The sequence below is a fragment of the Acinetobacter sp. SWAC5 genome (assembly GCF_003419885.1).
Taxonomy (GTDB): domain Bacteria; phylum Pseudomonadota; class Gammaproteobacteria; order Pseudomonadales; family Moraxellaceae; genus Acinetobacter; species Acinetobacter cumulans.
Genome location: NZ_QUWR01000019.1, coordinates 1 through 15029, shown reverse-complemented (window position 1 = coordinate 15029; position 15029 = coordinate 1). Strand labels below are relative to the sequence as shown.

Annotated in this window: 12 protein-coding genes and 1 tRNA gene; 1 reads left to right on the top strand and 12 read right to left on the bottom strand. The window is 42.9% G+C overall.

What is annotated here, in order from left to right; translation table 11 throughout:
• Positions 1-483 (top strand): DUF4442 domain-containing protein, encoded by a 483-nt coding sequence (locus DYI81_RS13595; RefSeq protein WP_106985564.1) that lies wholly within the window; start codon positions 1-3, stop codon positions 481-483.
• 42 nt (positions 484-525) lie between these two features.
• On the opposite strand, the gene DYI81_RS13590 is transcribed toward DYI81_RS13595, so the two are convergent.
• The 12 genes from DYI81_RS13590 to tuf form a co-directional block, all read right to left on the bottom strand.
• Entirely contained in the window at positions 526-882 is a 357-nt protein-coding gene (locus tag DYI81_RS13590) for a DNA transfer protein p32 (protein ID WP_106985577.1), read from the bottom strand.
• Between the two features lie 159 nt (positions 883-1041).
• Complete coding sequence (locus tag DYI81_RS13585; RefSeq protein WP_240627417.1) at positions 1042-1557, bottom strand: hypothetical protein; 516 nt, start codon at positions 1555-1557, stop codon at positions 1042-1044.
• Between the two features lie 193 nt (positions 1558-1750).
• A complete protein-coding gene (gene rpoC, locus DYI81_RS13580) occupies positions 1751-5950 on the bottom strand; it encodes a DNA-directed RNA polymerase subunit beta' (protein ID WP_106985566.1) in 4200 nt (1399 codons plus the stop codon).
• 140 nt (positions 5951-6090) lie between these two features.
• Positions 6091-10179 carry a DNA-directed RNA polymerase subunit beta gene (rpoB, locus tag DYI81_RS13575; protein ID WP_106985567.1) on the bottom strand — a complete coding sequence of 1363 codons (4089 nt, stop codon included), beginning with the start codon at positions 10177-10179 and terminating at the stop codon, positions 6091-6093.
• A gap of 306 nt (positions 10180-10485) precedes the next feature.
• Entirely contained in the window at positions 10486-10854 is a 369-nt protein-coding gene (rplL, locus tag DYI81_RS13570; protein WP_106985568.1) for a 50S ribosomal protein L7/L12, read from the bottom strand.
• 48 nt (positions 10855-10902) lie between these two features.
• Positions 10903-11409, bottom strand: a complete 507-nt coding sequence (rplJ, locus tag DYI81_RS13565; protein ID WP_106985569.1) for a 50S ribosomal protein L10 — start codon at positions 11407-11409, stop codon at positions 10903-10905.
• A gap of 299 nt (positions 11410-11708) precedes the next feature.
• The gene (gene rplA / locus DYI81_RS13560; protein ID WP_106985570.1) at positions 11709-12404 is read right to left on the bottom strand and encodes a 50S ribosomal protein L1; all 696 of its coding nucleotides are present in this window, start codon (positions 12402-12404) and stop codon (positions 11709-11711) included.
• 3 nt (positions 12405-12407) lie between these two features.
• Positions 12408-12836 carry a 50S ribosomal protein L11 gene (gene rplK, locus DYI81_RS13555; RefSeq protein ID WP_106985571.1) on the bottom strand — a complete coding sequence of 143 codons (429 nt, stop codon included), beginning with the start codon at positions 12834-12836 and terminating at the stop codon, positions 12408-12410.
• A 121-nt stretch (positions 12837-12957) separates the two neighbouring features.
• The gene (gene nusG, locus DYI81_RS13550; RefSeq protein ID WP_106985572.1) at positions 12958-13491 is read right to left on the bottom strand and encodes a transcription termination/antitermination protein NusG; all 534 of its coding nucleotides are present in this window, start codon (positions 13489-13491) and stop codon (positions 12958-12960) included.
• 7 nt (positions 13492-13498) lie between these two features.
• Complete coding sequence (gene secE, locus DYI81_RS13545) at positions 13499-13939, bottom strand: preprotein translocase subunit SecE (RefSeq protein WP_106985573.1); 441 nt, start codon at positions 13937-13939, stop codon at positions 13499-13501.
• 75 nt (positions 13940-14014) lie between these two features.
• Positions 14015-14090: transfer RNA gene (locus tag DYI81_RS13540), tRNA-Trp, on the bottom strand.
• A gap of 53 nt (positions 14091-14143) precedes the next feature.
• Positions 14144-15029: elongation factor Tu (tuf, locus tag DYI81_RS13535; protein ID WP_117007828.1), on the bottom strand; the 886-nt coding region annotated here is incomplete at its 5' end.

Sequence of the window (15029 nt, the reverse complement as noted above, 5' to 3'; positions counted from 1 at the left end):
ATGAGCCTATTCAAAAAAATTATGACAATACCCATTGTCTCGAAATTCTTACTCAATCACTATGCACCCTATAAAGGCGCTGGAATTGAAATTGATAAAATTGATCTGCCCAATTATCACATTCGGGTCAAAATGCCACTCACCCGTAAAAATCAAAATGTTGTCGGTGTACACTTTGGCGGTAGCTTATATTCGATGGTTGACCCCTTTTACATGCTGATTTTAATGCATCATCTGGGTTCTAAATACATTGTGTGGGACAAAGCCGCCACCATTCAGTTTCTTTCTCCTGGACGCGGTACGGTGTATGCCGATATTCGTTTAGACTTTCAAGAAATTGAGCATATTAAATCATTGGCTGAAAACTACGCACCTGTGCTACGTAACTATAGTCTCAATATTTTTGATGAAGCTGGGCTACGTATTGCTGAAGTTCAGAAGACGCTTTATATCCGTCGCAAACAACCTCACGCACGAAAATAAAAAAAAAAGCGCTTGAACCTTCAAGCGCTTTTGCAATCGCGATTAGCGATTTTGTTCAATTGCAGCACCTGCACCGCCACCAATCGCACCACCAATGGCCGCACCAGCATTGCCACCAAATACGCTCTTACCAACAGCTGAGCCAATCGCACCACCTACACCACTGTAAGTTGCATTACGATTTGAGCCACCTTGTGCTTTACTACCAACTGCTGCACCTGCACCACCGCCAATTGCTGAGCCAGTACCACCACCGATGTTGTTACCCACACCGCCACCAATTGCACCACCTAAGGCAGCTGCACCAATACGCTGTTCATTTGCACTCATGCTTTCGCAACCTGCTAACATTGCAGTTGAGAAGATTGCAATTGAAAGTACTGCTACTGTTTTTTTCATATTCATGTTGAAGTCCCCGCTACTTATTTCAATGATAGGATACGTTTATTGTATGGATAGATACGATTTATATTGTTACGTCTCAGCATGAATTTGCTGTCATTTGTAAAAAAGCCCATCTCTCAAAAGCATTTTGGGGTTAACTATGCTATAAGCCGTTCATTCCAAAGGTAAAGCATCATCCCCTTCACTTAGTACTGTAATATCTCGCGTGACTGTTCCATTTGTGGTTTGGACTGCATGTGAAATTTTGGCACTACTCTTAGGATCCTGACGCTGATCGAGCTGTAAAGTGCGCTTCACGGGTGCAGCATCTTTTTTAAACTCCATACCTTCTGCATCAATTTTTTTACTCTTAGAAATGATTTCACCATCTTGCTTAACCGTAGTGCTCAATTCGATTTTCGAAGTTGGAATAATCACACTGCCTTTTTGTACAACAGGTACTGATAATTGTTGCTCTGAAAAGGTCTCTTGACCATCTTGCAACTCAATTTCACGTGCAACGATGTCTTTACCATGATTGGTCATCTCTAACACCGTCGCACTCACTTGACGAACAGGTGCTTCACCTGCCACACGGCGAATCACTTCGGTCTTTAATACAGGCACAATCGCTTTATCTTGAATTTGAATACTATGTGGCATGGGTGCAGCCATTACAGATGCTGACATAGATAACAATGCAAAAGAAAACAATGAATTACTAATTTTCATATGTATCCCCCTAGTCTTTTAAAGTTATGAATAAGATATAAATTACGTCGTTATATTTTTAATATAGGTAATTTCAAACACAGAATAAAGCTTTATTTTTCACAATAAAAAAGCCACCCGAAGGTGGCTTTTTATTCATTTAAAGGACTAATTAAAGACCGTTAAATTCATCACTAAATGCTTGGCTTAACGCTTGATCTACATCAGAGAAGTCATTGTGAAGCTCAAGCTCTGCAGCTTCTGCTTCTTGACGACGACGTTCTAAATGGTAAGCAAGACCAGTACCCGCTGGGATCAGACGACCCACAACAACGTTTTCTTTCAGACCACGTAAATCATCTTCTTTACCTGTTACAGCAGCTTCAGTTAACACACGAGTTGTTTCCTGGAACGATGCAGCAGAGATGAACGAGTCAGTAGAAAGCGATGCTTTCGTGATACCCATTAATTGACGTTCAAACTTCGCAGGGAATTTGTTTTGTGCAAGAACAGCTTGGTTCTCGCCCATCACGCGGATGTAATCCACTTGTTCGCCTTTAATGAAGCTTGTATCACCGCCGTCAGTGATATCAACTTTACGAAGCATTTGACGTACGATAACTTCAATATGCTTGTCGTTGATTTTTACACCTTGGAGACGATATACGTCTTGAACTTCGTTTACGATGTAGTTGGTCAATGCCACTTCACCTTTCAGACGTAAAATGTCATGCGGGTTTTGTGGACCATCAGAAATCGTTTCACCACGGTTCACATGTTCGCCTTCGAACACGTTAATGGTACGCCATTTCGGAATAAGCTCTTCGTAGATCTCAGAACCATCATCCGGAGTAATTACTAAACGGTTTTTACCTTTAGTTTCTTTACCAAAGCTTACAACACCTGAAATCTCAGCAAGAATTGCATGCTCTTTTGGTTTACGCGCTTCGAACAAGTCAGCTACACGTGGCAAACCACCAGTAATATCACGAGTACGTGAAGATTCTTGCGGTACACGACCAATAACGTCACCCACACCAATTGTTTCGCCATCGCGAACAGTTAGGATTGTGTTTTGTGGCAAGAAGTAGAACTGTTCAGAACCATCTGCCTGATCCAATACAACTGCCGGACGCATATCTTTACCTGACGCAGGACGTGAAGTCACTGGCAAGATTTCGATAGTGGTCATACCTGTTGCATCATCAGTTTTCGAAGTAACAGTTACGCCATCAGCGATTTGGCTGAAACGTACTTTACCCGCGAATTCTGTAACAAGTGGATGTGTATGCGGATCCCAAGTTGCAACGATACCGCCTGCTTCAACAGACTCACCATCTTTAATGATGATTGATGCACCGTAAGGGATTTTATAACGTTCGCGTTCACGACCGATGTCATCCGCAATACCGATCTCACCTGAACGAGATGTCGATACCAAGTGACCTTTTGCGTGTTGTACTGTTTTCACATTGTGGAAACGTACTGTACCTTTGTTACGTACTTGGATGCTGTTGGCAGCAGAAGTTCGGCTTGCAGCACCACCCACGTGGAATGTACGCATTGTTAACTGTGTACCTGGCTCACCAATTGATTGAGCAGCCATTACACCCACAGATTCACCTGGGTTTACCAAGTGACCGCGTGCCAAGTCACGACCGTAACATTTCGCACACACACCGAAAGTCGATTCACAGTTTACAACTGAACGTACTTTAACTTCATCGACACCTTGCTCTTCTAAGTAGTTTGCAAGTTTTTCATCAATGAGCGTATTACGTGGAAGAATCACGTCATCAGAACCTGGTTTCTTCGCATCTTCAGCAAGTACACGACCCAATACTCGAGTACCTAAGTTCTCGATAACGTCGCCACCTTGAATGAATGGAGTCATTACTAGACCGCCAAACGTACCACAATCAGGCTCAGTAATGACTAAGTCTTGTGCAACGTCTACCAGACGACGAGTTAAGTAACCAGAGTTCGCAGTCTTCAATGCTGTATCGGCCAAACCTTTACGCGCACCGTGTGTTGAAATGAAGTACTGAAGTACGGTCAAACCTTCACGGAAGTTTGCTTTAATTGGTGTTTCAATGATCGAACCATCTGGTTTCGCCATCAAACCACGCATACCCGCTAACTGACGAATCTGAGCTGCCGAACCACGGGCACCTGAGTCAGACATCATATAGATCGAGTTGAATGATTTTTGCTTCTCGTCTTCACCCTGTTTGTTTTTAACAGTTGTGTAAGACAAGTTGTCCATCATCGCTTTCGCTACTTGGTCGTTTGTACGCGCCCAAATATCGACAACTTTGTTATAACGTTCGCCGGCAGTTACGAAACCTTGTTCAAACTGTTGTTCGATTTCACGAACTTCAGCTTCTGATTTCGCAATAATCGCTTCTTTGTTTGGTGGAATAAGCATGTCTTCCATACCCACCGAAACGCCAGAACGAGTTGCTTGACGGAAACCCAAGTACATCAATTGGTCAGCAAAGATAACAGTATCTTTCAAACCTAATTTACGGTAGCAAGAGTTAATAATCTTAGAGATGTTCTTTTTCGTCATCTCAACGTTGATTTGTTGGAAATCCATACCTTCAGGTACAACTTCCCAAAGCAAACAACGACCAGGTGTTGTGTCTACAACAATCGTTTGATGCTCACGGTTACCGTTTTCATCAATTACTGTTTGATGCACACGTGCTTTAACACGCGCATGTAGATCAACTTGACCCGTTGCAAGTGCACGGTTTACTTCGTCAGTATCCGCAAACACCATGCCTTCACCTTTGGCATTGATTGCATCACGCGTGATGTAATACAAGCCCAAGACAACGTCCTGAGAAGGTACGATGATTGGCTCACCGTTCGCTGGAGACAAGATGTTGTTTGTAGACATCATTAACGCACGAGCTTCTAATTGAGCTTCAAGTGTTAATGGAACGTGTACCGCCATTTGGTCACCGTCGAAGTCGGCGTTAAATGCCGCACAAACTAACGGGTGAAGACGGATCGCTTTACCTTCAATCAGAATAGGTTCAAATGCTTGAAGACCTAGACGGTGAAGTGTTGGCGCACGGTTCAACATCACTGGATGTTGACGAATTACAGATGCAAGAACGTCCCAAACTTCTGGAGTTTCGCGCTCAACCATTTTCTTCGCAGCTTTAATGGTTGTTGCTTGGCCAGATGCTTGTAGTTTAGCGAAAATGAATGGCTTGAATAATTCAAGTGCCATTTTTTTCGGAAGACCACATTGGTGTAAACGTAAAGATGGACCTACGGTAATTACAGAACGACCAGAGTAGTCAACACGCTTACCAAGTAAGTTTTGACGGAAACGACCTTGTTTACCTTTGATCATATCTGCCAAAGATTTAAGAGGACGTTTGTTCGAACCAGTAATCGCACGACCACGACGGCCGTTATCTAACAATGCATCCACAGACTCTTGTAACATACGTTTTTCGTTACGTACGATAATGTCTGGTGCTGCAAGGTCAAGAAGACGTTTTAAACGGTTGTTACGGTTGATCACACGACGGTAAAGATCGTTCAAATCAGAAGTCGCGAAACGACCACCTTCAAGTGGTACTAACGGACGAAGATCTGGTGGAAGAACTGGAAGTACAGTCAACACCATCCATTCTGGTTTGTTGTTCGAATCTTTGAACGCTTCCATCAACTTCAAACGCTTAGAAGCTTTCTTAAGCTTAGTTTCTGAAGTTGTATTTGGAATTTCTTCACGTAGGCGTGAGATTTCGTTTTCAAGATCGATGTCTTTCAACAAGTCTTGAACCGCTTCAGCACCCATTTTCGCTGTGAATTCGTCACCGTGTTCTTCTAACGCATTGAAGTATTCTTCATCGTTAAGAAGTTGGTATTTCTCAAATGGAGTCATACCCGGATCTGTTACAACGTAAGATTCGAAATACAATACGCGTTCGATATCACGTAGCGTCATGTCTAAAAGAAGACCGATACGGCTAGGAAGTGATTTCAAGAACCAAATATGCGCAACTGGAGATGCAAGCTCAATGTGACCCATACGTTCACGACGAACTTTCGCAGTTGTTACTTCAACGCCACATTTTTCACAAATGACGCCTTTGTATTTCATACGCTTGTATTTACCACACAAGCATTCGTAATCTTTTACTGGACCAAAGATTTTGGCACAGAATAAACCATCACGTTCAGGTTTGAACGTACGGTAGTTGATGGTTTCTGGCTTTTTAACTTCACCGTGAGACCATGACTTAATCATTTCTGGTGACGCAAGACCAATACGGATGCGATCAAACTCTACAGGAGCATGACCGTCTGAATCCGTCTTTTTGCGCATGATATCGAGCAAGTCTTTCAATTTTTTTCTCCGTGTGTCGGGGAGATTTTCACTCTACGACTGGGTCACAAATATTGTTTTTTAACTGAGAAATCCCCCTTGCCCCTCTTTATTAAAGAGGTGAGAAGCACTGCTTCGCAAGGGAGATTAAATGGAACTAATTAGTCACCATTTTTCAGTTCAATGTTGATACCTAAAGAACGGATCTCTTTGGTCAATACGTTGAACGATTCAGGCATACCTGGGTCCATATAATGGTTACCATCTACAATGTTTTTGTAGATACGGGTACGACCTTCAACGTCATCCGACTTCACAGTTAGCATTTCTTGAAGCGTGTATGCTGCACCGTAAGCTTCTAGTGCCCAGACCTCCATCTCACCGAAACGCTGACCACCGAATTGAGCTTTACCACCCAATGGCTGTTGCGTTACTAGAGAGTAAGAACCAGTAGAACGCGCATGCATCTTGTCATCTACCAAGTGGTTCAGTTTCAGCATGTACATGTAACCTACAGTTACAGGACGGTCGAAACGTTCACCAGTACGGCCATCATACAATACTGTTTGACCAGTACGTGAGATGTTCGCAAGTTCAAGCAATTCTTTGATTTGGCCTTCTTCAGCACCATCAAATACAGGAGTCGCTAAAGGAACACCTTTACGCAAGTTACCTGAAAGTACTAAGATTTCTTCATCAGTTAAGCTATCAAGATCTTCTTGTTCACCACCAACTTTGTTGTAAATCTTGTCTAAGAATGCACGAAGCTCAAGTACAGTACGTTGCTCTTGCATCATCTTGTCAATTTGATCGCCAAGACCTTTTGCAGCCATACCCAAGTGAGTTTCTAGAATCTGACCCACGTTCATACGTGAAGGTACACCTAGCGGGTTCAATACGATATCAACAGGTACACCGTTTGCATCGTGAGGCATGTCTTCTACAGGTAAGATGTTAGATACAACACCTTTGTTACCGTGACGACCCGCCATTTTATCACCTGGTTGGATGCGACGTTTTACAGCTAAGTAAACTTTAACAACTTTCAATACGCCAGTTGTAAGTTCATCACCTGTAGAAAGTTTGCGTTTTTTCTCAGCAAATTTCTCATCAATTTCAATGCCCTTCTCTTTTAAGAACACTTGAATTTGAGTTAAACGTTCTGCAATACCTTCGTCAACTGGTTGGATTTCCAACAAGTCTGGAAGTTCTAAACCAGTCAATAAATCTTCTGTTAATTTATCGCCACGTTTAGTTGTACCGCCACCATTAGATTCTTGACCTTTCAACAGGCGAACAATACGTTCACGTGCTGCTTCTTCGAAGATTTTGAATTCTTCTTTCAAGTCTTTACGGTATGCATCAAGCTGTGCTTTTTCAATTGCTTGAGCACGTTCGTCTTTTTCAAGACCGTCACGTGTAAACACTTGAACGTCAATTACTGTACCTTTAACACCTGAAGATACACGTAAAGATGAATCTTTCACGTCAGCTGCTTTTTCACCGAAGATTGCGCGAAGCAATTTTTCTTCTGGTGTTAACTGCGTTTCACCTTTAGGCGTTACTTTACCAACAAGGATGTCGCCAGCAGTAACTTCTGCACCGATATAAACGATACCTGATTCATCAAGTTTAGAAAGCGCAGCTTCACCCACGTTCGGGATATCGGCAGTGATTTCTTCAGCACCAAGTTTAGTATCACGTGCTACACATGATAATTCTTGGATATGAATCGAAGTTAAACGATCTTCTTGAAGTACACGCTCAGATAAAAGAATCGAGTCTTCGTAGTTGTAACCGTTCCAAGTCATGAACGCTACACGCATGTTTTGACCAAGTGCAAGCTCACCGCCATCTGTAGATGGACCATCAGCAAGTACGTCGCCACGTGCAACTTTGTCACCTAAACGTACAACAACGTTTTGGTTAATACATGTGTTTTGGTTCGAACGTGTGTATTTGATCAGGTTGTAGATATCTACACCTGCCTCACCCGCTACCATCTCTTCTTCGTTCACACGAATCACGATACGTGATGCGTCAACAAATTCGATACGACCGCCACGACCAGCAAGTACACACACACCAGAGTCATGTGCTACGTTTGCTTCCATACCGGTACCAACAAGTGGCTTATCAGCACGCAAAGTCGGAACAGCCTGACGTTGCATGTTTGAACCCATCAACGCACGGTTGGCGTCATCGTGTTCAAGGAATGGAATAAGTGACGCTGCCACAGATACAACCTGCTGTGCAGATACGTCCATGTGCGTTACTTTTTCTGGAGGCATACGTACGAAGTCACCTTGGTGACGAACAGATACGAATTCTTCTAGTAGGCTACCATCTGCATCAACTAGAGAATCGGCCTGTGCAATGACAGTACCTACTTCTTCAATTGCAGATAAGTATTCAACGTCATCTGTTACGCGACCATCAACAACTTTACGGTATGGAGTTTCCAAGAAACCGAAGTTGTTACATTTTGCATATACAGAAAGCGAGTTGATCAAACCAATGTTTGGACCTTCAGGCGTTTCAATTGGACATACACGACCGTAGTGAGTTTGATGTACGTCACGCACTTCGAAGCCTGCGCGTTCACGAGTCAAACCACCTGGGCCCAATGCTGATACACGACGTTTGTGTGTAATTTCAGACAACGGGTTGTTTTGGTCCATGAATTGAGACAATTGGCTTGAACCAAAGAATTCTTTGATTGCAGCAGCCACTGGCTTCGCATTGATTAAATCTTGCGGAGACAAGTTATCAGTTTCAGCTTGGCTTAAACGTTCTTTAACAGCACGTTCAACACGAACTAGACCAACACGGAATTGGTTTTCAGTCATTTCACCAACAGAACGAACACGACGGTTACCCAAGTGATCGATGTCGTCGACTTCGCCTTTACCGTTACGGATTTCAACTAATGTTTTTAATACATCAGTGATGTCGCTATTCGAAAGGATGCCTTCAACTGCACGTGATTTTTGGTCTGTACCTACTTCGTAAGGACGACCTAAACGACGGTTGAACTTCATACGACCAACAGGAGACAAGTCATAACGTTCAGAAGAGAAGAACAAGTTATTAAACAAGTTTTCTGCAGCTTCTTTTGTTGGTGGCTCGCCTGGACGCATCACTTTATAGATTTCTACAAGTGCTTCTTCACGGCCAGTTGTTGTATCTGCACGCAATGTATCAGCAATGAATGAACCGCGGTCGATGTCATTGGTAAACAATACGTTAAACTGTTTAACACCGCCTTCAGCCAATTTCACCATGATTTCATGGCTCAATACAGTATTGGCAGCAATTACTTCGCCGTCACGTAAAGCAACGTCTTCAGCAATAATACGCTCGTATAGGTATTCATCAGGCACTGATAATTTTTCTAAGCCAGATGCTTCCATTTGACGAACGTGGCGCGCGTTAATACGTTTACCTTGTTCTACAATTACTTTGCCATCAGCACCAGCAATATCAAACTGCGCCATTTCACCACGTAGGCGTTCAGGCACTAGATCGATTTGGTAGCTACCCATATCTAGGTATACAGGCACTTTCTCGTAGAACATATCGAGAATTTGTTCGTTGCCATAACCAAGCGCACGTAAAACCACAGTCGCAAGTAATTTACGACGACGGTCGATACGTACATAAACAAGGTCTTTCGCATCAAATTCGAAATCCAACCATGAACCACGGTAAGGAATGATACGTGCTGAGTAAAGTACTTTACCGCTTGAGTGTGTCTTACCTTTATCGTGGTCAAAGAACACGCCTGGCGAACGGTGTAATTGAGATACGATTACACGCTCAGTACCATTGATGACAAAAGTACCGTTGTCGGTCATGAGTGGCATTTCACCCATGTACACTTCTTGTTCACGTACGTCTTTGATTGATTTCGTTTCACGATCTTTGATGATCAAACGAATTTTTACACGCATTGGTGCCGCAAAAGTTGAGCCACGAAGAATACATTCGCGCACATCAAATTCTGGTTTACCAAGACTATACTCAACGAATTCTAAAGCAGCATTGCCAGAATAACTTTCAATAGGAAAAACTGAACGAAATGCGGCTTGGAGACCGATATCTTCGCGGTTTTTTGGAGTTTTACCGTCTTGCAAGAAAGTTCGGTACGAGTCGACTTGGATCGCGAGCAAGTACGGAACATCCATCACTTTGGGCAATTTACCAAAATTCTTACGGATCCGTTTCTTTTCGGTATATGAGTATGCCATCTGGAGTCCTCGGAAAGTAAACTGAACCCGCCTGCAGAACGGGTTCAGAAAGAATTACGCAGGCCGATATGGCCACCACTTTTACAAATGCTGCAATTTATAGTGGTATTAAAACGCTTAACAATATTTTTTAGAACTGAAAAATATTGGTAAGCGTTTGATCATTATGTTTATTTTCAATTTGTATGAATTTTATATCATGCAAACAAAAATCGAGCCGATTATTGTAACGCAAAAAGGCTGATGACCCAAGGGGCACCAGCCATTTTCTGGAGCCGGTTATAAAAAAACCGACTCCTCTTAAGATTACTTAAGTGTAACTGTAGCACCAGCTTCTTCAAGTTTCTTCTTAAGTTCTTCGCCTTCTTCTTTAGAAACGCCTTCTTTAAGAACTGCAGGTGCGCCTTCAACCATGTCTTTAGCTTCTTTCAAGCCAAGGCCAGTAGCTTCACGAACTGCTTTAATTACAGCAACTTTGTTCGCACCGAAAGAAGTCAACTCAACGTTGAATTCTGATTGTTCTTCAGCAGCAGCAGCAGCAGGACCAGCAGCAGCTACAGCTACAGCAGCAGCAGAAACGTTGAATTTCTCTTCGAAAGCAGAGATAAGTTCAACAAGTTCAAGAACAGTTTTTTCAGCAACTGCGTTTAGGATTTCTTCGTTTGTTAAAGCCATGAGAGTAACTCCAAATGGGTATTGAATGGTGTGTAAATTGATTTAAGCTTATGCAGCTTCTGACTCGTTTTTCTCTTTGAGCGCAGTAATAAGGCGACCCAATTTCGAAATAGGAGCTTGAAGAACGTTTGCAAGCATAGTAAGCGCTTTTTCTTGGTTCGGAAGATTCGCGATAACGCTAACTTCAGCACCAACGTAAACTTTGCCATCAAATGCAGCAGCTTTAAGTTCAAATGCTTTGTTAGTTTTAGCAAATTCTTCGAACAAACGAGCAGCAGCACCCATGTCGTCTTCAGAAGTTGAGAAAGCTAAGATTGTTGGGCCAACAAGGTTGTCGTTCAAGATATTGAATTGAGTATCTTGAAGAGCGCGTTTAGCCAAAGTGTTACGAACTACGCGAGTAGCAACACCTAGTTTACGAGCTTCAACACGTAGAGCAGTTAATTGCTCAACAGTTAAACCTTGGTAGTCAGCAACAACAGCAGCAAATGCAGTAGAAGCAACTTCAGTTACTTCAGCTACGATCTGTTTTTTGCCTTCGATAAGAAGAGCCATTGTAAAACCTCCTAACGGTGATTTATGCACCTATACAGATGCACTCCCAATTCGTAAATCCAATTTGGATTTACACGCGGAGGAGGAACAAATCACACCACCGCGTCTACTCAGGCTGGAGGATTAAGAAAGAAGCATAAAACTTCTCTCGCCCGAGGTCTTTGACGCTGACAAATTTACATTTATCAATTCAAAGTTCGCCTAAGTTTGCAAAATACGACAGTGCGTTTCTTGCGTAAGTTTTAAAGCAGTGCTTTAAAACTTACTCAGGGCTTTAAAATTCTGTAATAAGTCGAAACTTATTTAGAAACGTTTGCTACATCAACGATCAAACCAGGACCCATAGTTGAGCTCAAAGTGATCTTTTGGATGTAAACACCTTTAGAAGTAGCAGGTTTTGCTTTCTTAAGGTCAGCGATAAGCGCTTCAACGTTTGAACGAACAGCTTCAGCAGTGAAACCTACTTGACCGATCGCAGCGTGGATAATACCAGCTTTGTCTACGCGGTAACGTGCTTGACCAGCTTTTGCATTTTTAACTGCAGTCGCTACGTCAGGAGTTACAGTACCCACTTTAGGGTTTGGCATTAAACCACGTGGACCAAGGATTGTACCCAATTTACCAACAACGCGCATTGCATCTGGAGCAGCAATTACTACGTCGAAGTCAAGGTTACCCGCTTGGATGCTTTCAGCAAGGTCATCAAAACCAACTACGTCCGCGCCTTCAGCTTTAGCAGCTTCAGCAGCAGCGCCTTGAGCAAACACAGCTACACGTACAGTTTTACCAGTACCTGCAGGAAGTGTAGTCGCGCCACGAACAACTTGGTCAGATTTACGAGGATCAACACCTAGGTTTACAGCAACATCCAAAGATTCTTTGAATTTAGCTGCAGGAAGACCTGCCAATACAGCAACAGCTTCTTCTAGCGTGTAAACTTTATGCGCTTCAACAGCAGCAGCAATGGCTTTTTGACGTTTAGTTAACTTTGCCATGTCTTATAGCTCCACTTCCAAGCCCATAGAACGCGCAGAACCAGCAATGGTACGTACACGAGCGTCTAAATCAGCACCAGTAAGATCTGGTTCTTTAGTAGTCGCAATTTCTTCTAGTTGAGCGCGAGTTAGTTTACCTACTTTAGTTTTGTTAGGTACACCTGAACCCTTTTGGATACCAGCAGCTTTCTTAAGAAGAATCGCAGCAGGTGGAGTTTTCATGATGAATGTGAACGACTTGTCGTTGTACACAGTGATCACTACTGGAATTGGAAGACCAGCTTCAACTTTTTGTGTCGCAGCATTGAATTCTTTACAGAATGCCATGATGTTAACACCACGTTGACCTAGTGCAGGACCAATCGGTGGAGATGGATTTGCTTTACCAGCTGGAACTTGCAGCTTGATATAGCCGTCAATCTTCTTAGCCATTTCAATTACCTCTGGGTACTAGCGCCGATTAAGGCTCCCCATCATTTACAAGTAACGATACCGTTACAACAACAATGCCCGATCCATATTAAATAGACCGAGCCGTTTCAACCAAAACCGATTAAATTGTTTTTTCGACTTGTCGAAATTCCAACTCAACTTGTGTTGGTCGATTAAATACATTAATCGTTAGCGTTAAGCGTGATTTCTCGTATAGAACTTCTTCCACCACACCTTTAAAGTCTGTGAATGGACCATCAATAACGAGTAACTCTTCACCTGGTTCAAACATCGTCTTAGGACGAGGTGCTTCACCCTTGTTGTGCACGCGCGCAAGAATAGCGTCAGCTTCTCTTTGCGTAATTGGGGCAGGCTTTTCAGCAGTACCACCAATAAAACCTAATACTTTTGGACATTCTTTAACAATGTGCCAAGTTTCATCATTCATTTCCATTTCGACTAATACATAGCCAGGAAAGAATTTACGCTCAGATTTGCGTTTCTTACCGTCCTTCATTTCCACTACTTCTTCAGTAGGGACAAGAACTTCACCAAAGCTATCGGCAACAGCGCTACGCTGGATTCGATCATTAAGTGAACGCATCACTTGTTTTTCATAACCTGAATAGGCATGAATAATGTACCAACGTTTCATAGCTCTCTTACCCGATAATAAACTTCATTAACCAGCCTAAGATGTAGTCAAAGCACCATAATAAAATAGAAGCTATCACTACAACTGCAAGAACTTGCCAAGATGTGGTCACAGTCTCTTGCTTTGTCGGCCAAGTCACACGACGTAACTCAATTCGCGAATCTTTTAATAAGCGAACAAAGCCTTTGCCTTGATGGGTGGCGTATAATAAACCTAAAGCCACAACGATACAAGCCAAAATTACCCCAACACGCACCCAAACATCATTCGCTGGCGCCCAATATGCTGGTAAATATTGACTTACCATCATTGCTCCAACCAATAAAATCAAGGCGATAACCCATAGAATTACATCTATCGGAGAACCAGACTTCACAACTTCAACAGGATTATTTCTTTGAGGAATTGCCGCTTCGCTTATCGCGTCACGTGATTTATCATTCGACATTTTTGTACTCGTCGTAGGATTCGCGACTTATTATATGATCAGTTTCACCAGCATCAAGCTTCTTTTTTAAAAATTTGGCAGGCCAGGAGGGACTCGAACCCCCAACATTCGGTTTTGGAGACCGACGCTCTACCAATTGAACTACTGACCTTTAGCACAAATCGAGAGCCTAAACCCTCGATTTGTATATCACATCTATGCGTATTATGCAGTTACTTTAGAAACTACACCAGCACCAACTGTACGACCGCCTTCACGGATCGCAAAACGTAGACCTGGGTCCATTGCGATTGGATGGATAAGCTCTACTGACATTTCAACGTTGTCACCAGGCATTACCATTTCCACGCCTTCTTTAAGCGCGATCGCACCAGTTACGTCCGTAGTACGGAAGTAGAACTGTGGACGGTAACCGTTCAGGAATGGAGTATGACGACCACCTTCTTCTTTAGAAAGTACGTATACTTCTGCGTCGAATTTAGTATGCGGTTTGATTGCACCTGGTTTAGCAAGTACTTGACCACGTTGAACGTCTTCACGTTTAGTACCACGTAGAAGAACACCACAGTTCTCGCCCGCACGGCCTTCGTCAAGAAGTTTACGGAACATTTCTACGCCAGTTACAGTTGTTTTAACTGTATCTTTGATACCAACGATTTCAACTTCTTCGCCTACTTTAACGATACCAGTCTCAACACGGCCAGTTACTACTGTACCACGACCTGAGATAGAGAATACGTCTTCGATTGGCATAAGGAATGGAAGATCGATAGCACGTTCTGGTTCTGGGATGTACGTGTCAAGCGCTTCAACAAGAGCTACAACAGCGTCTTCGCCGTATTGGCTAGCGTCGCCATTAAGCGCAAGAAGAGCAGAACCACGGATAACTGGAGTGTCATCGCCTGGGAAGTCATAAGTAGAAAGAAGTTCACGAACTTCCATTTCTACTAATTCAAGAAGCTCTTCGTCGTCTACAAGGTCGCATTTGTTTAAGAATACAACGATGTATGGAACGCCTACTTGGCGAGAAAGAAGGATGTGTTCACGAGTTTGTGGCATTGGACCATCAGTCGCAGCACATACAAGGATT